Consider the following 18,903-nt stretch of genomic DNA (forward strand, 5'->3'; position numbering starts at 1 on the left):
CTGGCCGCGCGACGGGCCCCCGGCCCGGCGGCTCGACAGGCCCTCCGCCCGACGCGGCTCGACAGGCCCTCGCCCGGCGGCTCGCTCCGGGCCCATGATCGACTCGGGTTTCGTGATGTCGGGGTGTCCGGCCGGCCGAGACACCCCGGCTTTCAGGAAGTCGAGTGGATCATGGGCCCGGACACGCGACACCGCCCGCCGGGAACTCCCGGCGGGCGGTGTCGATGATGCGGTGGGGGAGGGGCTCAGCCCTCGAAGACGCCGGCCGCGACCAGGCGCTTCTCGGTGGCCTCCCAGCCGTCGTTCGGGTGAACGGCAGCCAGGTTGTTGATCTCCGCCCGGATCTTGGCGGCGTGGCCGGCGGCGGCCAGCACGCGGATCTCCTCGACGAAGGCGTCGGAGTCCGTGCGCAGGTGCGCGGTCTTGCCGTTGGTCAGGTTCCGCACGTAGGCGTGCTTGCCGCCGTTGAGCGGGATGAGGTACTTGAATTCGCCCAGCACGCTGAGGGCGCCACCCTGGCCAGCCTGGCCGGCCCGGACGGACGCGCGCGCGGTCTTAGAGGTGTTGCTCGCCACGGAGGTACTCCTTGCAAGACGTACGGGAGGACTGGACGTCCGGGGGCTGTGTGCGGGCCACACTGCGCTCGACCCGCGAAGATGTAACGCGGCATAAGCCGCCGATGGAACTGTACAGGACCACGACATCATGCTGGTCGTCGCGGTGTCCTGAGAGGCAACGGCGGCCACCCGTCCGGCTATTCCACCCGGCGTTTTTTCCGATTCCCTGGCGCACCACGCGTCACAGGAGTCATCATGTGTTGCAGCAACCACCTGGGTGGACGAGGTCGTAGGGGAAGACGCACCTCGCTCTCCGGGAGGTCACCGTGCCAACGCGTGGCGTCGTATACGTCCACTCGACCCCACTCGCCGTGTGCTCGCACGTCGAGTGGGCGATCGCGCGCGTCCTAGCCGCGCCGGTCAACCTGCAGTGGACGGCTCAGCCCGTCGATCCCGGCGCACGCCGGGCCGAGTGCGGGTGGACCGGTCGTCCGGGGACGGGCGCCGAGCTGGCTGCTGCCCTACGGCAGTGGCCCATGATCCGTTTCGAGGTCACCGAGGAGCCGAGTCCCGGTGCCGACGGCGAGCGGTTCATGTATGTGCCGGCCCGTGGCCTGTTCCGGGCCACCGTCGGCGTGGCCGGCGACATCCAGCTCGGCGAGGACCGGCTCCGCGCCCTGATGGTCGCCTCCCGGGCGCCGGAGGCGCTGGCGCACGCCCTGGACAAGGCGCTCGGCACGGCGTGGGACGCGGACCTGGAGCCGTACCGGTACGCCGGCGACGGCGCCCCGGTGACCTTGCTCACCCGGGTCGGCTGACCCGGTCGCCGGTCCGCTGGCCATACGCCGTCGGGCCGCCGCGACCGGTAAGGTCAAGTTGCCCCGATAAGGGGGAAGCTGGTGGGATGGGCGGCGTGTCGAATCGCCCGTGGCGCGCCACTGTCGCAGTCGCTGCCCTGACCGCCCTGCTCGTCTCCGGCTGCTCCGGCGACCCCGAGCGCCCCGCGCCGTCGCCCAGCCCGGCCGGCGCGACCGCCGCCCCGAGTGTCCCCGCCGCGACACCGGCCGGCGACCCCGCCGCCCGTGCTGCGGCCCTGGTCGCCACGCTGTCCGACGAAGACCTTGTCGGTCAGGTGCTGATGCCGTACGCCTACGGCGACTCGGCGACGAAGGTCTCCGCCGGCTCGGCTGCCGGCAACCAGGCCCTCGCCGGGGTCGACACCCCCGCCGACATGATCACCAAGTACCGGCTGGGTGGCCTGATCCTGGTCGGGTTCAGCGCCGACGACCCGACCAAGGGCAATCAGGAGACCACGAACGTCGACAACCCGAAGCAGGTGCACGAGCTCACCACCGGGCTGCGTACCGCCGCCGGTCGGCTCGCCGCCGGGCCCGCGCCGCTCCTGGTCGGCACCGACCAGGAGTACGGCGTCGTCACCCGGGTCACCGACGGGGTCACCGTGCTGCCCAGTGCCCTCGCGGCGGGCGCGGCCGGCGACCCGAAGCTGACCGAGGCCGCCTGGCGGGCTGCCGGCGCCGAGTTGGCGGCGATGGGGATCAACGTCGACTTCGCCCCGGTGGCCGACGTGCTGGCCACCCGCAGCACCGTGATCGGCTCCCGGTCGTACGGCTCCGACCCGAAGCAGGCCGCGGCGCAGGTGGGCGGCGCCGTCCGTGGCCTCCAGTCGGCCGGGGTCGCGGCCACCCTGAAGCACTTCCCCGGGCACGGCCACAGCGCCGACGACTCGCACCAGGACCTGCCGGTGCTCACCCAGTCGGCCGCCGAATTGCAGAGCGGCGCGTGGCCGCCGTTCACCGCCGGGATGGACGCGGGCGCGATGGCGGTGATGTCCGGTCACCTGGACGCCCGCGCGATCGACCCGGGGACCCCGGCGACCTTCTCGCACAAGCTGCTCACCGACGTGCTGCGCGGCCAGCTCGGCTTCCAGGGCGTGGTGATCACCGACGGGATGAACATGCCGCCCGCGAAGCGCTGGGCCCCCGGCGAGGCGGCCGTCCGGGCGCTCAACGCCGGCAACGACCTCATCCTGATGACCCCGAACGTCGGTCAGGCGTACGACGGGCTGCTCGCCGCGCTGCGTGGCGGAACACTGCCCCGGACCCGGCTGGTCGAGGCGGTCACCCGGGTGCTGACCATGAAGTTCCGGCTCGCGGAGACCCCGGCGGCGCAGATGTCCACGCTCAACGCCCCGGCGCACCGGGCCGCGGCCGACGCGCTGGCCGCCGCCGCGGTCACCGTGCTGCGCGGCACCTGCGGCGGCGCGGTCCCCGGCCCGGTGACCGTCACCTCCTCCGGCGGTCGGGACGGCACCCGGGCCGCGCTCACCGCCGCACTGACCGCCGCCGGGGTGTCGGTCAAGCCCAGCGGCGGAACGATCGTGCACCTGGTGGGCTACGGCGACGGCGTCAAGGACCTGCGCGCCGACGCGGCGGTCACGGTCGCCATGGACACCCCGTACGTGCTGGGTGAGGCGAAGTCGCCGACGTTGCTGGCCACGTACTCCTCCAGCCGGGCGTCCATGACCGCGCTGGCCGCCGTGCTGGCCGGCAAGGCCCGGCCGGGCGGCCGGTCCCCGGTGGTCGTGCCCGGCCTGCCCGCCACGACCTGTCGGACCTGACCGGCCGGCGCGGGCAGGTCGGCACCCACCTCACTCGCCCTTCGCGAGCCCCCGCACCGCGAGCCGGTACGCGGGCAGCACGTCGGTCCGTTCGGCGAGCAGCCCTTCGTTGACCGCGAAGACGAGCGTCTGCCCCGCCGACTGGACGGCCAGCGCCCAGTTCCGCGACTCCTCCTCCTCGGTCAACGGGTTGGTGGCGAGCCAGGTCATCTCGGTGGCGTCGAAGCCGCCGGCGCGCAGGTCGCGGAACTGCTGGCCGGCGACCGTCTCGCCGGCCCCGGCGGCGAAACCCTCCAGCGCGGCGCGCGGGGTGACAGTCGGCGAGTCGGCCGCCCAGATCCGCAGGAATCCACCGCCGGCCGAGCGGCCGTCCACCTCGCAGCGCACGGTGGTGCCGCCGCGCTTGGTGAGGGCCTCGCCGAGCAGCTCGGCCAGCTCACCCTTGGGCGGCTCGACGGCCTTGGCCGTCCACCCGTCCGCCAGCGGAAACGACACCGGTACCGGGCAGGGGGAACCCAGGCCGCCGGTGCTGCCGCCGGGCGACGCCGGGGTCACCTCGTCGTACCAGGGCTCGCCCGTGGCCTGCGGTGCCGGGCCGCCGGCCGCCGGCCCGGCGGGAGCGGCCGCGTCGTCGCCGCAGCCGGCCAGCAGGCCGAGGGCGAGCGCCGCCGCCGACACGGCGACAAGGGTACGAGTGTCCATGGTGGTGATCCCCGTCAGTCGATCTTCAGTCGGCCCATCTAAGCCGGGCGGTCTCTCGACGTCAATCGGTGCTCGGATGCCCGTGCGACGGAAATCGGGTCGCACCCGCCCGGGGCGGTCTGACAACCTGACCGAGGCTGAACGACGAAAGGGGCCCCTCCTCGTCGAGGAGGGGCCCCTTTCGCGGGATCTCAGGGGCGGGCGAAGACGAGAGCCACGTTGTGGCCGCCGAAGCCGAACGCGTTGTTCAACGCGGCGGGAATCTCCATGTGGCGTGCCTTGTGCGCCGCGACGTCCAGAGTGAGACCGGGCTCCGGGTCGTCGAGGTTGATCGTCGGCGGGACGACACTGTCGCGGATGGCCAGGATGGTGGCGATCGACTCCAGCGCGCCGGCCGCACCGAGCAGGTGACCGGTCATCGACTTCGTCGCGGACAACACCGGGTGGTCGCCGAGCGCCTTGTGCAGCCCGCCGATCTCCAGCATGTCGCCGACCGGCGTCGACGTGGCGTGGGCGTTGACGTGCACGATGTCCCGCTTGGCCACGTCCGCGTCCGCGATGGCCCTGGCGATGGCCCGGATCGCGCCCTCGCCCTCGGCGTGCGGCTGCACGATGTCGTACGCGTCGGACGTGATGCCGGCCCCGGCGAGGCGCGCGTAGACCCGGGCGCCCCGGGCCGCGGCGTGCTCGGCCCGTTCCAGCACCAGGATGCCGGCGCCCTCGCCGAGGACGAAGCCGTCCCGGCCCCGGTCCCACGGGCGGGAGGCGCGCTCCGGGTCGTCGTTGCGGGTGGACATGGCCCGCATCGAGCTGAAACCGGCGATCGGCAGCGGGTGGATGACCGCCTCGGTGCCACCGGCCACCACCACGTCGGCCCGGCCGGAGCGGATGATGTCCAGGCCGAGCGCGATCGCCTCGGCGCCGGTGGCGCAGGCGCTGGCCACCGCGTGCACCCCGGCCTTGGCGCCCAACTCAAGCCCGACCCAGGCGGCCGGGCCGTTCGGCATCAGCATCGGGATGGTGTGCGGGGAGACCCGCCGCGGCCCGGACGCCTCGAGGATGTCGTCCTGCGCGAGCAGGGTGGTGGCACCACCGATGCCGGAACCGACGCTGACGGCCAGCCGCTCCCCGTCGAGGTCGGACCCGGCGAGGCCGGCGTCCGCCCAAGCCTGTTGCGCCGCGATGATCGCGATCGCCTCGGAGCGGTCCAGCCGGCGCAGTCGGACCCGGTCCAGCACCTCGGACGGCTCCACCGCCAACTGGGCGGCGATGCGGACCGGCAGTTGCTCGGCCCACTCCTGGGTGAGGGCACTCACCCCGGAGCGGCCGGCGAGCATGGCGTCCCAGGTCGACGCGACGTCCCCGCCAAGCGGGGTCGTCGCGCCGAGCCCGGTGACGACGACGTCAGGACGACTCATGATCAGGACTGCGCCGCGATGTAGCTGACGGCGTCACCGACGGTCTTGAGGTTCTGTACCTCGTTGTCCGGGATCTTGACGCCGAACTTCTCCTCGGCGGCCACCACGACCTCCACCATGGAGAGCGAGTCGACGTCGAGGTCGTCGGTGAAGGACTTCCCCTCGGCCACGTCGTCCGGGTTCACTCCGGCAACCTCTTCGAGGATCTCGGCGAGGCCGGTGGTGATCTCGTCACGGGTCATTGCGGTTGGTTCCTTTCATCGGGGTTGTCCGACGGACGGCGTCGCCGACCGCCACTCCTCGACGCGTACGCGCCGGAGGGGGTCTTCAGGGGCAGCGGACGACCTGACCGGCGTAGGTCAGGCCACCGCCGAAGCCGAACAGCAGCACCGGTGCGCCCGAGGGCACCTCCCGGCGCTCGACCAGCTTGGACAGGGCCAGCGGCACACTCGCGGCAGAGGTGTTGCCGGACTCGACGATGTCCTTCGCGACGATCGCGTTGGGGATGTTGAGTCGCTTGGCGATGCCGTCGATGATCCGGCTGTTGGCCTGGTGCGGCACGAACGCGGCAAGCTCCGACGGGTCGACCCCGGCCCGCTCACAGGCCCGCAGGGCCAGCGGCGCCAGCTCGGTGGTGGCCCAGCGGAACACCGCCTGCCCCTCCTGCTGGACGTACGGGCGCCAGCCCTCGATGCGGACCGCGTCGCTCTTCTCCGGCACCGAACCCCAGACCACCGGGCCGATCCCGGCCGGCTCGTCGTCGGCGGTGGCGGTGACCACCGCGGCACCGGCACCGTCGGCGAAGATGATGCAGGTGGAGCGGTCGGTCCAGTCGGTGAAGTCGGAGAGCTTCTCCGCGCCGATGACGAGCGCGTTGCGCGACGCGCCGGCCCGGATGGCGTGGTCGACGGTGCCGAGCGCGTACGCGAAGCCCGAGCAGGCGGTGTTCACGTCGAACGCGGCGGGGGCGGTGATGCCCAGCTTGGCGGCGACCCGGCAGGCCACGTTGGGGCTGCGGTCGACCGACGTGCAGGTGGCGACCACGACCAGGTCGATGTCGGCAGCGGTCAGGCCCGAGTTGGCGAGCGCCTTGCCGGCGGCGGCGGCGGCCATGTCGGCCACCGTCTCGCTGTCGGCGATCCGCCGGCTGACGATGCCGACGCGGTCGCGGATCCACTCGTCGTTGGTGTCGACGAGTTGGGCGAGGTCGTCGTTGGTCACCACCCGCGAGGGCTGGTAGTGCCCCATCGAGACGATGCGACTGCCAGTCATGAACGACCTCCGATGCGGGCGATCAGGTCCCGTGCGGCCGGCAGGTCGTCCGGGGTGTTCAGGGTGACGATCTCCGGGGCACCCTCGCCCTTGAGGTCCCGTTTGACCAGCCCGGCGAGAGTGCCGGCCTGCGGCAGCTCGATCACGCCGGTGACACCGAGGTCGGCCAGCGTACGCATGCACAGGTCCCAGCGCACCGGCGCGGTGACCTGGCGGACGAGGCGCTGCACCAGCTCGGCGCCGTTGTCGACAGCGGTGCCGTCGAGGTTCGAGAGCAGGGTCCGGGTCGGGTCGGCGGGGCTGATGTCGGCGGCGACCGCGGCGAGCGCGGTCGCGGCCGGAGCCATGTACGGGGTGTGGAACGCGCCCGCCACCTTGAGTCGGATGATCCGGGTCCGGGCGGGCGGCTCGGCGACGAGCTTGTCGAGACCGGCCAGCGTGCCGGCGGCGACGATCTGCCCGGCGCCGTTGCGGTTGGCCGGGTACAGCCCGTGCGCCTCGATGGCGGCGAGCACCTCGTCGGGGTCGCCACCCAGCATCGCGGCCATCCCGGTCGGCTCCAGCGCGCACGCGGCGGCCATCTCCCGGCCGCGTACGCCGGCGAGGGTGATCGCGGCTTCGGCGGTCAGCACGCCGGCGAGGGTGGCGGCACTCAACTCGCCGACGCTGTGCCCGGCGGTGATGTCGACGCCCTCCAGGGGCAGGTGCTCGGCGGCGAGCAGTGCCGCGGCGACCAGCAGCGGCTGGGTGCGGGCCGTATCCATGATCTCGTCGGCATCGGCGGCGGTGCCCAGGTGCGTCAGGTCGACCCCGGCCAACGCCGACCACTCGCGCAGTCGCGCCTCGGTGCCGGTCAGGTCGAGCCAGGGGGTCAGGAAGCCGGGTTTCTGCGAACCCTGGCCGGGACTAAGTACGGCGAGCACGCCTATGACTCTCCCGGATTCGCGCGGGTAACGCTGTGCCGCCTCCGACCAAACCACACTAGAACCTTTGGAGGTTCTCTACAAAAATCGGCGGGGATCATCCTCGGTTTGGGCGGTTTTCCGGGTTGCCGGGCTCATTGTCTGAGTCGAGACAGTCGAGGTGAGCGGGACGACCGGATCCAGCCGACCCACGGTGAGCGCGACCTGGAGCGCGAACGCGTCCCGGGGAGACAGCGGCGAGAAGCCCGTCACCTCGGCGATTCGCCGAAGCCGGTAACGCACCGTGTTCGGGTGGACGAACAACGCCCGGGCGGCGCTCTCCAGCGTGCCACCGGCGGCCAGGAAGGCGTCCAGGGTCGCCAGCAACTCGCCGCCGGCGCGCACCAGCGTCGCGTACACGTCGTGCCGCAGCCGCCGACGAGCCTCCGCGTCGCCGGCCAGGGCCCGCTCCGGCAACAGATCCGCGGCCGGCACCGGACGGGGAGCACTGGGCCAGGCCGGCGCCGCCCGGAAACCGGACAGCGCCGCCCGCGCCGACTCGGTCGCCTCGTCCAGGCTCGGTACGGCCGGACCGACCACTACCGGCCCGTCACCGAACGCGCTCAGCAGCTTGGCGGTGGCGGTGAGCGGGTCCGCCGCGCCGCCCAGCACGATCACCAGTCGGTCGCCGTGCACCCCGCCGATCACCTCCACACCGATCCGGCGGGCCTGCCGGTAGACCACGTGCAGCACCGCGGAGACCTCCCCGCCCGGCGATCGGCCGACCGCCACCGCCACCGGGGGCGCATCCGCCCAGCCGAGCGCGGCGGCCCGACTGGCAAGCACGTCGGGCGAGTCACCGCGCAACAGCGCGTCGACGAGCAGGGCCTGCAACCGGGCGTCCCACGCGCCGCGTGACTCGGCCGCCCGCGCGTAGACCCGGGCGGCGGCGAACGCGATCTCCCGGGAGAAGCGCAGCACCGCCTCGCGGAGTTGCTGCTCCTCGCCCTCGGCGGCCAGGTGCGACACCTGCTCCTCGACCACGTCGATGGTCACCTTGATCAACGCGACGGTCTGCTGGAGGGTGATCGACCGGGCCAGCGCCTGCGGGGCGGCGGCGAAGACCTCGTCGGAGACCTCCTGGGTGCTGTCCGCGGTGCCGCCACCCTCGCTCAGCCACTGCACCAGCGACCGGGCGCCGGCCTGGGCCACCAGCATCACCCAGGAGCGCTGGTCGGCCGGCAGCGCCCGGAACCACGGCAGCGTCTCATCCATCCGAGCCACGCTGGAGGTGGCCAACGCCCCCGCCGAACGCTCGATCCGGCGCAGCGTGGCCGCCAGCTCTCCACCCCCCGGCGTACTCACCGCCCTAGCCTGACACGTCGTGACCAGGCCAACCACGTCGGCACCGGTCAGCGGGTCGCCGGAAGCAGGGTTCGACCGCCACCCTTCGCCGAGCTGTTGAGCACCGGACCGGGGCTGTGGAGGAAGCACAGGACGCCGAGCCTGCCCGCTAGCCACTCGGGCTCGCCCTCCGGCGTCAACCAGAACACCTGGAACCGGTATCCCACGTCACCCTCCGGCAACCCGACGTAGCGCGAGACGGTGGACAGGCAGCCCGCGTCCGTGTTGTCGTCGGTGAGCTCCTCGACCTCCGGACCCGGCCGCCAGATGCCGGCGAACTCGGTGTCGTGCGGCCCGGTGCAGGAGGCGGGCGGCAGATCGCCCGACTCGGTCGGATCGGTGAAGCACGTGTACCGGAACGGCGAATCACCGGTCAGCGCGCCGCTCAGGCTGTTCGCCCGGGGTTCGGGAAACCACCGGTCCACCGCGTGCATCTCCAGCAGGTCGCAGCGGTACCACCGCTCACCCGCGTCCCAGTGCGCCGCCGACGGGATCAGCACCCGCATCGCCAGCCGTGACTCGCGCCACTCGCCATGCAGGAAGAGGGCGGCCTCCTGGTCGCAGGATTCGTACACCCGGCGGATCCCCTCGGTGCCGGCGGCCGGCGGCGCCGACGCGTCGGCGTCCGCGCCACCGAACCGGCCGACCAGGAACGTCTCCACCTCGTGCTTCGACGAGCAGGGGATCGGCGTGTACGTCTCGGGGCTGCGCTCGTCGGAGGCCACGGCGTGACACACCCCCGCCTCGGGGGTATAGGACGGGAGCGACTCGTCGGCGAAGATGCTGTCGCAACCGCCCGCCCCCATGATCAGCACCGCCAGGACAGCCGTCCCCCACCACCGTCGCACGTTGTCTCCGTTCTGGGCCGCCGCTGTCGGCGTCGATGGCGCGCAGCGTACGGCAGAAGGGCGACAGCGCCGTCCAGGGTGGACGATCACGGTGGTGGCAGGCCCAGCTCCTGGGCCAGGATCGCGGCCTGTACCCGGCTGCGCAGGCCAAGTTTCGCCAGGATCCGGCTCACGTGCGTCTTGGTGGTGCTCTCCGCCGTCGCCAGCCGGTCGGCGATCTGTTGGTTGGACAGGCCCAGCCCGAGGCACGCCAACACGTCACGCTCACGCGGGGTGAGGGTGCCCAGTGCGGCCCGGGTGTCCGCGGACGCGCCCGGCGCGGTGGCCGCGAAGGCCGCGATCAACCGACGGGTCACCGCGGGTGCGATGAACCCGTCACCACGCGCCACCGTCCGCACCGCGGTCACCAGGCCGTCGGCGTCGGTGTCCTTGAGCAGGAACCCGGCCGCGCCGGCGCGCAGCGCGCCGAAGACGTACTCGTCGAGGTCGAAGGTGGTGAGCACCAGCACGTCGGCGAGCAGGTCGGCGACGATCGCCCGGGTCGCGGAGATGCCGTCCTGGCGGGGCATCCGCACGTCCAGCACCGCCACGTCCGGGCGTAACTCCCGGCACAGCCGGACCGCCTCGCCGCCGTCGCCCGCCTCGCCGACCACCTCGATGCCCGGCGAACCGTTCAGGATCAGCGCCAGCCCTGCGCGTACCGCCGGCTGGTCGTCCGCGAGCACCACCCGGACGACCGCGTCGTCCGGTGCGCGCGTCGGCCCGGTCACCCGCTTTGCCCGGTGGGCAGCGCGGCCCGGACCTGCCAGCGCCCGTCGCGCGGCCCGGCAGTGAACCGCCCGGCCAACAGCGTGACCCGTTCCCGCATCCCGATCAGCCCGGCCCCGGCGCCCGGCACCCCGCCCCCGGGTACGCGCACCGGATTCTCCACCGTCACCACCACCTCCGCCGGCCGGTACGCGATGGTCAGGTCCGCCTCACCCGTGCCGTGCTTGAGCGCGTTGGTCAGCGACTCCTGCACGATCCGGTACGCGGCGAGGTCCACCCCCACCGGCAGCGGCCCCGGGGTGCCAACGGTGCGTACCCGCACCGCCAGGCCGGCGGCCTGGATCCGCTCGACCAGCCCGTCCGCCTCGGCGAGCCGGGCGGTGACCACCTCCGGCCCCGCCGGGCCGTCGCCCACGGGACCCGGCCCGTCGCCGGTCGCCGGCTCCCGCAGCACCTCGATCATCTGACGCATCTCCGCCAGGCCCTGCACACTGCTCTCCCGGATCACGTGCAACGCCGAGGTGACCTGGCCGCGATCCAGGCCGGGCACGGACAGCACGGCGGTGGCGTGGATGGCGACGGCGCTGAGGTGGTTGGCGACCACGTCGTGCAGCTCGCGGGCCATCCGGGCCCGTTCGGCGCTGACCGCCTGCCGGCGGTCCAACTCGACCAGCCGGGCGGTCTGCTCGGCCCGCGCCCGCTCGGCGGCGGCCTGGTCGCGGTACTGCCGCACGCTGATGCCGGTCAGGACCGGCAGCAGCCCGGCGAGCACCACCAGCACCCCGATGGTGACCCCGCGCCAGTTGTCGAGGGCGACCACGCCGACGACGGCACCGAGCAGGCTCAGTCCGATGGTCACCCGCAGCAGCCACCGCCACAGCCGGGGCGGGCCGTACACGCAGGCGTCGTAGAGCACCTGCGTGTAGACCAGAATCGCGCCCAGCGAGTTGCCGAGCGCGGTGTCCACCACCAGCGCCCCGGTACCCACGGCCAGGCTGGCGCGTGGGGCGACCCGACGCATGCCCACGGCCGCACACATCACCAGCAGCGGCGGCAGGAACAGCGCCGACGGCACGCCCGTCTCCGGACGGACCTGCGGCTGCCAGCCCAGGGCGTAGAGGACCAGGCCGCCGGCCAGCGACGCGGCGGCGAGCGCGAGATCGCGCCCGAGGGTGCCGGAGCCGAGCCACGGTGGCGGTCCCATACCCACGATCCCACCACAGCCGCCGACCCCCGGACACCGACCGGAGGAGGAGCCCGACGGCGTCGACATGCGCCGAAAGGGGTACGCGCAGCCGGCCCCGGCCCGACGATAATGATCATCATGACTGACCCGGAAACCCTGGCCGCCCTGGCCCGCGAGATCGACGTGACCTGCCGACTGGCCGGCACGTTCGTGCTCCGCTCCGGTCGGACCGCCGACGAGTACTTCGACAAGTACCGCTTCGAGGCCGATCCCCGCCTGCTGGACCGGGTGGCCGCCCAACTCGCGCACCTGGTCCCGACCGGCACTGAGGTACTGGCCGGGCTGGAGATGGGCGGGATCCCTGTGGTGACCGCGCTCGGCCGGCACACCGGGCTGCCCTGCGCCTTTGTCCGCAAGAGCGCGAAGCCGTACGGGACGGCTCGGCTGGCCGAGGGGGCGGAGCTGGCCGGGCGGCAGGTGCTGGTGGTCGAGGACGTCGTCACCTCCGGCGGCCAGGTCGTCATCTCCACCGGCCAACTACGCGAACTGGGTGCCCGGGTGGAGCACGCCCTGTGCGTCATCGACCGCGTCGAGGGTGGGGCCGAGGCGCTCGCCGGGCACGGTGTGGCGCTGCGAGCGCTCCTGCGCCGGGCGGACCTGGAGGCGCACCGCGTCCGCTGAGCGCCGGCCGGCTCCGCCTGCGCCCTCTGTCTGCGGCCTCCGGATTAACGGCGCGAAAAGAGGCTGTGAACTGCGCGGCAGGGTTCCGCGCTCACCGTCGTCCTCGCGAGCCGGCCGGTGCCGACCCCGGGTACGCCGTGCGCGGCCCGTCGGTCCCGGCCAGTACGGTGACAGGGGCACGTCGGGGGAGCACCCGCGGGTGAGGCGAACGTGAGGAGACCGGGGATGGCGCACGGGGAGGCCGAGCACGGCTGCGCCCAGGGCGAGCCCTGCCGGCCGGGGCACCACGACCCGCAGGCGGCCGGCAAGCACCGGCGGCCGGCTGCGGGCGCGCCGGGGCACCCGGGGGAGCCGCTCACCGGCCGGGACGACGAGACCACGCTTCCGCGCCAGCGCTCCGCCGAGGCCGCCGCGCTGGTCGAGCCCGACGCAGACGTTCCTGCTGGTTGCCTCAGCGAACTTCCCGGCTGGGCCGGGGCACATCGGCACGGCCCGGTCCGGCCGCGCCCACGGGCCACCCGCCGGGAGCGCCCACCACGCCGCTGGTGCTGAGCGCCGCCGCGCGGGTCAGCGCGTGCGGCGGGTCAGCGCGTGCGGCGGCGGATCAGCAGGGCGATCCCGGCCAGGCCGACCGTGATCGTCAGCATCACCCCGACGTTGAGCAGCAGCAGGCGTTGCAGGTCGCCGAGCGCGTCGTCGAGGTCCTTCGCCGGGTCGAGCGTGTCCTCCGGGAGCACCCGTTCGCCACCGCCCGCTCCACCGCTGACCGTGTCGAACTGCCGCTCCAGCGGCACACCGGCGGTGCGCAGGGTCTCGGACATGCTGAGCCGACCCAGGAACCAGCCAGCGCTGGTCTTGCGGGCGTCCGGCTGCTTCGCCGGCCGGTAGACCCGGGGGCCGCCGACTGCCCTGGGGTAGAGGTCGTACGTCTGCTGCGGCGTCTCACCGGCGAACACCACGACTGTGTACTTCGGACCGAGGTCGGCCGGCTTCGGGCCCGTCGGCATGCCGGTGCGCCCCAGGAAGTTGACCTGGTCGATGACCGCGCCGACGTGGGCGGGTTGGGTGTCCACGCGCAACCGCAGCGGCGCGGCGAGCCCCTCGCCCGTGATGTCCACCCCGGCCGGTGCCGTGTTCGGCGCCGCCGAGACCGGACCGGCGGTGCCGAGCGACAGCAGCGCCGTCGCCAGCGCGCCCGCCAGCACGGCGGCCAACCGCCTCATGTGTCGGAGCATCCCGCCTCCTCGCCCCGTTCGATGGATGGCTTCGGTGTGACGCCTGAAGCGGTCTGCCGGTGCGGCATCGACCAGATGGCCGGGCCTACTCCTACAGACTCCGCAGAACGTCGATGAGTTGCAGCTTCTGGAACAGTAATTGGAACTATCTGCGATCTCTGCTCAACTAATGAGGAGCCGTTTGATCAGCGGGCGGATCGTACCCTTACGGAGGGGTTCATGGGGGGCAGGGTTACACGTGCGGTGCGGGTCATGCCAGTGGTGCTCGGCGTGGCGTTCGGTGTGTCGTTCCTGATGCCCACAAATCCGGCCGCCGCGCACAACTCGCTGACCGGCAGCGATCCGCGCGATGGGGCCCGAGTGGCGAAGGCGCCGGCCCGGATCGAGCTGCGGTTCCTCGCCAAGCCGGCACCGGCTACGACGAAGATCACAATAACGGGACCGGACAATGTGGTCGCTGGCGGCCCACCCGTCTTCGACGGCAGCCGCGTGCGGGTGCCGTTCACGCCGACGGCCGCGGGGCTCTACGTCGTCGGCTACCAGCTCGCGTCCAACGATGGGCACCCGGTGAAGGGCGAGGTGCGGTTCACCCTGACGACCGGGACCGCCGCCGACCCGTCCGCCTCGCCGTCGGCCGCCGCCGGCACCAGCCCGGCCGGTTCGCCATCGGCCGTCGGCACACCCTCCGCCGGGCCCGCGTCGGCGACACCCGGCGGCTCGACGGCCTCCACGGTGCCGGCGGCGTCGGAGCAGTCCGAGTCCGGCGGTCGCCCGTGGATCTGGCCGCTCGGTGGCGTGCTGCTGCTGCTCGCCGCACTCGCAACCGCCCTCATGTTCCGCCGCCGCCGACGAGCCCGGTGACTCGCTGATACTCGCCGCTCCCGGTGGGCCAGGAGTGCGGGTCGTCCTTTGCTCTGCACCCGCGGATGCGACGGCTACGGTCTGTGACCGGTGCGTATCGGGGTGCAGAGCAAAGGATGGGCGATGCGGAGTTACGCCGGCGACGCGCGAGGGCGATGAGAGGCGAGGGCGATGGGAGGGCGATGAGAGGGTGAGGGTGAGGGCGGTGACCCGGTCGCCGTTCTTGATGCTCGACGAGCGGCGGTCAGACCAGGCGGAGTCGGGCGGCGCGCATCCGGGTCAGGGTGCGCTCGCGGCCGAGCACCTCCAGCGACTCGAACAGCGGTAGCCCCACGGTGCGGCCGGTGACCGCGACCCGTACCGGTGCCTGGGTCTTGCCGAGCTTGAGGCCACGCTCGGCGCCGACCGCCTCCAGCGTCGACTTCAGCGTCTCGGCGTCCCACGGCTCCAGCGTCTCGAACGCCGCGATGGCGGCGTCCAGCAGCTCGGCCGAGCCGTCCTTCATCGTCTTGGCCCAGGCGGCCTCGTCGATCAGCGGCGAGGCGAGGAAGAGGAAGTCGACGTTCGGGACGATCTCGCTGAGCAGCGCGAGCCGGGTCTGGGCCAGCGGGGCGACCGCGGCGAACGCGTCGGCGTCGAACTCCTCCGGCTGCCAGGGCGGCGGCGCGATGGTCCCGGTGCCGGTCAGCCACGGCTGGCAGGCGTCGATGAAGTCGGGCACGGACAGCGCCCGAATGTACTCCCCGTTGAACGCGCGCAGCTTCTTCTCGTCGAAGAACGCGGGGGAGGGGTTGACCTCCTCCAACCGGAACTCGTCCTCGATGACCGACCAGGGCACGATCTCCCGGTCGCCCGACGGCGCCCAACCGAGCAACATCAGGTAGTTGCGCATCGCACCGGCGAGGTAACCCTCGTCGCGGTACGCCTCCAGGGCGACCTTGTCCCGGCGCTTGGAGAGCTTCTGCCGCTTCTCGTTGACCACCACCGGCACGTGCGCCCAGATCGGCGGCTTGACCCCGAGCGCGTCCCAGAGGAGCTGCTGCTTGGGCGTGTTGGGCAGGTGCTCCTCGGCCCGGATCACGTGGGTGATCCCCATGGTCATGTCGTCGACGACGTTGGCCAGCAGGAAGACCGGCGAGCCGTCGCCCCGGGCGATGACGAAGTCCTCGATGAGCTTGTTCTCGAAGGTGGGCTCACCACGGATCAGGTCGACCACCACTGTCGCGCCCTCGTCGGGCGTACGGAAGCGCAGCGCGTGCCCCGGGCCGGGGCCGAGGCCACGGTCGCGGTGGTAGCCGTCGTAGCCCTGGTGCTGGGAGCCGGTGCGGGCCTGCACGTCCTCGCGGGTGCAGTCGCAGTAGTAGGCGCGGCCCGAGTCGTAGAGGCGCGCGGCGGCGGCCCGGTGCTCGCCGGCGTTCTCCGACTGGAAGTACGGCCCCTCGTAGCTGCCCCGGGAGATGCCGATCCAGTCCAGCGCCGAGAGGATGCCCTCGGTCCACTCGGGCTTGTTGCGCGCCGCGTCGGTGTCCTCGACGCGCAGCACGAACACCCCGCCCTGCTGCTTGGCGTAGATCCAGTTCTGCAGTGCCGAGCGGGCACCGCCGACGTGGAACATACCGGTCGGGGAGGGGGCGAAGCGCACACGTACCGTCACGTCCCCCAGCCTACGGCGGGCGGCGACCGCTTTTGGCCACGGCCCCCTGACTCACGGGACTGAGCGGATCTTCACCACCAGGGCGCTGCCGATCAGGGTGACCACGGCGGTGACCGCGTAGAGCGTGGGGTAGCCGCCCAGGTACACCACGAGCGGGGCGGACAGGGCCGGGCCGAGCACCTGTGGCGCCGAGTTGGCGATGTTGATGACGCCCAGGTCCTTGGCCCGGTCGGTGGCCCGGGGCAGCACCTGGGTGATCAACGCGGCGTCCACCGAGAGGTAGACGCCGTAGCCGGCGCCGAGCAGCAGCGCCGCGACGATGGCCATCGGCCAGACCGGCACGACGGCGAGCAGCAGTGCCGCCACCGCCATGATCAGCCCGGAGACGATCACGTAGATCTTGCGGCGCCCGGAGCGGTCGGACAGCCGACCGGCCACCACGGCGGTCAGCATCATGCCGAGCGTGTAGAGCAGGATCAGCACGAGCAGGCCACCCTCGGGATCGGGGTGGCGCACCCCGTCGGTGAGGAAGTACAGCAGGTAGAGGGTGCCCAGGGCGTTGCCGAGCTGGACCAGGAACCGGGTGATCCAGGCCCAGGCGAAATCCGGGTGCCGGCGCGGGCTGATCCACATCGAGGCCAGCAGCGCCCGGGTGCGCACCACGGGCCGATGGGTACGCGGCAGCGGCTCGTCGGGAGTGAGCAGCGCGAACGGCAGCGACAGCAGCAGGATCGCCATCGCGACGGCCAGATAGCCGGCGGCGTTGCCGGTGACCACGGCGGTGACCAGCACCGCGCCGAGCACCAGCCCGAGCGCCTGCGGGATGCCCACCCAACCCGAGACGCCGCCGCGTTGTGTCACCGGCACCCGGTCCGGGATGGCCGCGCTGAGGCTGGCCAGCATCGCGTTGAAGCAGACCTGTGCGGCCACCCAGCCGAGGGCCACCCCGAGGATGGTCCGCTGCTGGGCCAGCAGCACCAGGGCCACCGCGCCGAGCAGGGCTCCGCCCGCCGTCCAGACGTGTCGACGACCGAACTCCCGGCCGGCGATCCGCAGGCAGGTCCGGTCGGAGAACGCGCCAGCCAGGGGGTTGGCGAGCACCGCGGCCAGCGCGCCGAGGCCGGTGACCACGGCCAGCATGTTCTCCTTGTCACCCGGTGCGATCTGCTCGATCTGCTGCGGCAGCAGCACCTGGATGGGCGTGAAGAACGCCATCCACACGCCGAGGTTGGCGGCGAAGATCAGACCGATCCAGCCGCGCCGCACCGGTATCGCCGGCTCGGCGAGCGCCGCCGGCAGCGACGCCGGCGTCGGGTCGAGGGTGGTCACCGCGCCGACCCGTCCCGGGAGGCCGCGATCACGTCCCGCAACCAGGTGTACGACGACTTCGGCGTACGCGTCTGGGTGGCGTAGTCGACGTGCACCAGACCGAAGCGCTTGGTGAACCCCTCGGCCCACTCCCAGTTGTCCAGCAGCGACCAGACGAAGTACCCGCGGACGTCCACCCCGTCGTCGATGGCGGCCCGGACCGCCCGCAGGTGCCCGTCGAGGTACGCGATCCGCTCCGGATCCGCCACCTGCCCGTGCGCGTCCAGTGTGTCGTCGTACGCGCAGCCGCCCTCGGTGATCTCGATGGGCGGCAGGGCGTCGCCGTACGTGTCGCGGAGCCAGCCGAGCAGCTCACGTAGCCCGTCGGGGGCCACCGGCCAGTCGAAGGCGGTGCGCGGGTAGCCGTCCAGGGGCACCAGGTCGAACGGCAGTGGCGAACCCGCCTCGGCGGCGCGTACACCCGTGGGGTTGTAGTAGTTGACCCCGAGCACGTCGATCGGCGCGGCGATGGTGTCCAGGTCGCCGGGGCGGACGACGCCCGGGTCGAAGCCGGGCAGTTCGGGATAGCCGCGACCGAGCAGCGGATCGGTGAAGAGCCGGTTGTGCAGCACCTCGTACGCGGCCCCGGCGGACCGGTCGGCGGCGCTGTCGCCGAGCACCCGCACCGGCGAGTAGTTGTTGGCGATCGCCACCGGGCTGGTGGTGTGCGATCGCAGCGCGGCGACCGCGAGCCCGTGCCCGAGCAGTTGGTGGTGGGCGACCGGAAACGCGTCGAAGAGCAGCGCCCGGCCGGGGGCGTGCTCGCCCACGCCGTAGCCGAGGCTCATGTGGATGAACGGCTCGTTGAGGGTGATCCAGAGCCGGACCCGGTCGCCGAGGCGGGCGGCGGTCTCCTCGGCGTACTCGGCGAAGCGGGCCGCGGTGTCGCGGTGCAGCCAGCCGCCGGCGTCTTCGAGGGGTTGCGGCAGGTCCCAGTGGTAGAGGGTGGCCACCGGGTCGACGCCGGCGGCCAGCAACTCGTCCACCAGCCGGTCGTAGAAGTCCAGGCCGGCCGGGTTGGCCGGGCCGGTGCCGGTGGGCCGCACCCGGGGCCAGGCGATGGAGAACCGGTACGCGTCGACGCCCAGGCCGGCCAGCAGCGCGACGTCCTCGCTGTGCCGGTGGTAGTGGTCGCAGGCCACCGCGCCGCTGCTGCCGTCGCTGATCCGGCCGGGGGAGTGCGCGAAGGTGTCCCAGATGGACGGACCTCGTCCGTCGGCCGTACTGGCGCCCTCGATCTGGTGGGCCGAGGTGGAGACGCCCCAGCGGAAGCCGGCGGGGAACTCGGGCATCGGTGCGGTCGACATGCGCCCTCCCGGTCAACGTGAAACGTGTTCGGGACTTTAGGGCGCTCTCGATGAATGCGCCATAGGCCGGCCTGGCGCAATCCGCAATGGTTGATCGGCGTG

19 protein-coding genes are annotated in these 18,903 nt (G+C 72.8%); 5 read left to right on the forward strand and 14 right to left on the reverse strand.

What is annotated here, in order from left to right; translation table 11 throughout:
- Positions 1 to 245 precede the first annotated feature (245 nt).
- Positions 246 to 575 (reverse strand): hypothetical protein, encoded by a 330-nt coding sequence (locus tag ACGFIW_RS27310; RefSeq protein WP_007463527.1) that lies wholly within the window; start codon positions 573 to 575, stop codon positions 246 to 248.
- A 308-nt stretch (positions 576 to 883) separates the two neighbouring features.
- Between ACGFIW_RS27310 and ACGFIW_RS27315 the strand changes: the two genes are divergently transcribed.
- Entirely contained in the window at positions 884 to 1,375 is a 492-nt protein-coding gene (locus ACGFIW_RS27315; RefSeq protein ID WP_112700027.1) for a DUF3145 domain-containing protein, read from the forward strand.
- Positions 1,376 to 1,461: 86 nt separating this feature from the next.
- Complete coding sequence (locus tag ACGFIW_RS27320) at positions 1,462 to 3,195, forward strand: glycoside hydrolase family 3 protein (RefSeq protein ID WP_393321369.1); 1,734 nt, start codon at positions 1,462 to 1,464, stop codon at positions 3,193 to 3,195.
- A gap of 30 nt (positions 3,196 to 3,225) precedes the next feature.
- Here the strand turns inward: ACGFIW_RS27320 and ACGFIW_RS27325 are convergent, their stop codons facing one another.
- From ACGFIW_RS27325 to ACGFIW_RS27365, 9 genes are all read right to left on the reverse strand, one after another.
- Entirely contained in the window at positions 3,226 to 3,897 is a 672-nt protein-coding gene (locus ACGFIW_RS27325; protein WP_393321372.1) for a lipoprotein, read from the reverse strand.
- Between the two features lie 191 nt (positions 3,898 to 4,088).
- On the reverse strand, positions 4,089 to 5,315 hold the full coding sequence (fabF, locus tag ACGFIW_RS27330; protein ID WP_393321375.1) for a beta-ketoacyl-ACP synthase II: 1,227 nt from the start codon (positions 5,313 to 5,315) through the stop codon (positions 4,089 to 4,091).
- Between the two features lie 2 nt (positions 5,316 to 5,317).
- Entirely contained in the window at positions 5,318 to 5,557 is a 240-nt protein-coding gene (locus tag ACGFIW_RS27335; RefSeq protein ID WP_030330276.1) for an acyl carrier protein, read from the reverse strand.
- An 85-nt stretch (positions 5,558 to 5,642) separates the two neighbouring features.
- Positions 5,643 to 6,587: a beta-ketoacyl-ACP synthase III gene (locus ACGFIW_RS27340; RefSeq protein ID WP_393321378.1), complete on the reverse strand. Its 945-nt coding sequence runs from the start codon at positions 6,585 to 6,587 to the stop codon at positions 5,643 to 5,645.
- Positions 6,584 to 7,510, reverse strand: a complete 927-nt coding sequence (locus tag ACGFIW_RS27345; protein ID WP_393321381.1) for an ACP S-malonyltransferase — start codon at positions 7,508 to 7,510, stop codon at positions 6,584 to 6,586. The genes ACGFIW_RS27340 and ACGFIW_RS27345 overlap by 4 nt, the downstream gene beginning before the upstream one ends.
- Before the next feature lie 78 nt (positions 7,511 to 7,588).
- Positions 7,589 to 8,890 carry a PucR family transcriptional regulator gene (locus tag ACGFIW_RS27350; protein WP_393321384.1) on the reverse strand — a complete coding sequence of 434 codons (1,302 nt, stop codon included), beginning with the start codon at positions 8,888 to 8,890 and terminating at the stop codon, positions 7,589 to 7,591.
- An 11-nt stretch (positions 8,891 to 8,901) separates the two neighbouring features.
- Positions 8,902 to 9,741, reverse strand: a complete 840-nt coding sequence (locus ACGFIW_RS27355; protein ID WP_393321387.1) for a septum formation family protein — start codon at positions 9,739 to 9,741, stop codon at positions 8,902 to 8,904.
- Positions 9,742 to 9,827: 86 nt separating this feature from the next.
- The gene (locus ACGFIW_RS27360; RefSeq protein ID WP_393321390.1) at positions 9,828 to 10,511 is read right to left on the reverse strand and encodes a response regulator; all 684 of its coding nucleotides are present in this window, start codon (positions 10,509 to 10,511) and stop codon (positions 9,828 to 9,830) included.
- Positions 10,508 to 11,713 carry a sensor histidine kinase gene (locus ACGFIW_RS27365; RefSeq protein ID WP_393321545.1) on the reverse strand — a complete coding sequence of 402 codons (1,206 nt, stop codon included), beginning with the start codon at positions 11,711 to 11,713 and terminating at the stop codon, positions 10,508 to 10,510. The genes ACGFIW_RS27360 and ACGFIW_RS27365 overlap by 4 nt, the downstream gene beginning before the upstream one ends.
- 120 nt (positions 11,714 to 11,833) lie before the next feature.
- Here ACGFIW_RS27365 and ACGFIW_RS27370 point away from each other — a divergent pair, with 120 nt between their 5' ends.
- On the forward strand, positions 11,834 to 12,376 hold the full coding sequence (locus tag ACGFIW_RS27370) for an orotate phosphoribosyltransferase (protein ID WP_393321393.1): 543 nt from the start codon (positions 11,834 to 11,836) through the stop codon (positions 12,374 to 12,376).
- A 225-nt stretch (positions 12,377 to 12,601) separates the two neighbouring features.
- Entirely contained in the window at positions 12,602 to 12,928 is a 327-nt protein-coding gene (locus ACGFIW_RS27375) for a hypothetical protein (protein WP_393321396.1), read from the forward strand.
- Between the two features lie 32 nt (positions 12,929 to 12,960).
- Here the strand turns inward: ACGFIW_RS27375 and ACGFIW_RS27380 are convergent, their stop codons facing one another.
- A complete protein-coding gene (locus ACGFIW_RS27380) occupies positions 12,961 to 13,611 on the reverse strand; it encodes a hypothetical protein (protein WP_393321399.1) in 651 nt (216 codons plus the stop codon).
- A 252-nt stretch (positions 13,612 to 13,863) separates the two neighbouring features.
- Here ACGFIW_RS27380 and ACGFIW_RS27385 point away from each other — a divergent pair, with 252 nt between their 5' ends.
- On the forward strand, positions 13,864 to 14,472 hold the full coding sequence (locus ACGFIW_RS27385; RefSeq protein ID WP_393321401.1) for a copper resistance protein CopC: 609 nt from the start codon (positions 13,864 to 13,866) through the stop codon (positions 14,470 to 14,472).
- 244 nt (positions 14,473 to 14,716) lie between these two features.
- On the opposite strand, the gene gltX is transcribed toward ACGFIW_RS27385, so the two are convergent.
- From gltX to ACGFIW_RS27400, 3 genes are read right to left on the reverse strand one after another with little or no spacing between them, the layout of a single operon-like run.
- Complete coding sequence (gene gltX / locus ACGFIW_RS27390) at positions 14,717 to 16,126, reverse strand: glutamate--tRNA ligase (protein WP_393321404.1); 1,410 nt, start codon at positions 16,124 to 16,126, stop codon at positions 14,717 to 14,719.
- Between the two features lie 51 nt (positions 16,127 to 16,177).
- The gene (locus tag ACGFIW_RS27395) at positions 16,178 to 17,455 is read right to left on the reverse strand and encodes an MFS transporter (RefSeq protein ID WP_393321407.1); all 1,278 of its coding nucleotides are present in this window, start codon (positions 17,453 to 17,455) and stop codon (positions 16,178 to 16,180) included.
- On the reverse strand, positions 17,452 to 18,801 hold the full coding sequence (locus ACGFIW_RS27400; protein WP_393321411.1) for a GH1 family beta-glucosidase: 1,350 nt from the start codon (positions 18,799 to 18,801) through the stop codon (positions 17,452 to 17,454). Before ACGFIW_RS27400 ends, ACGFIW_RS27395 begins: the two co-directional genes overlap by 4 nt.
- Between the last annotated feature and the right edge of the window lie 102 nt (positions 18,802 to 18,903).

It is taken from the genome of Micromonospora sp. NPDC048935 (assembly GCF_043197875.1).
Lineage (GTDB): Bacteria > Actinomycetota > Actinomycetes > Mycobacteriales > Micromonosporaceae > Micromonospora.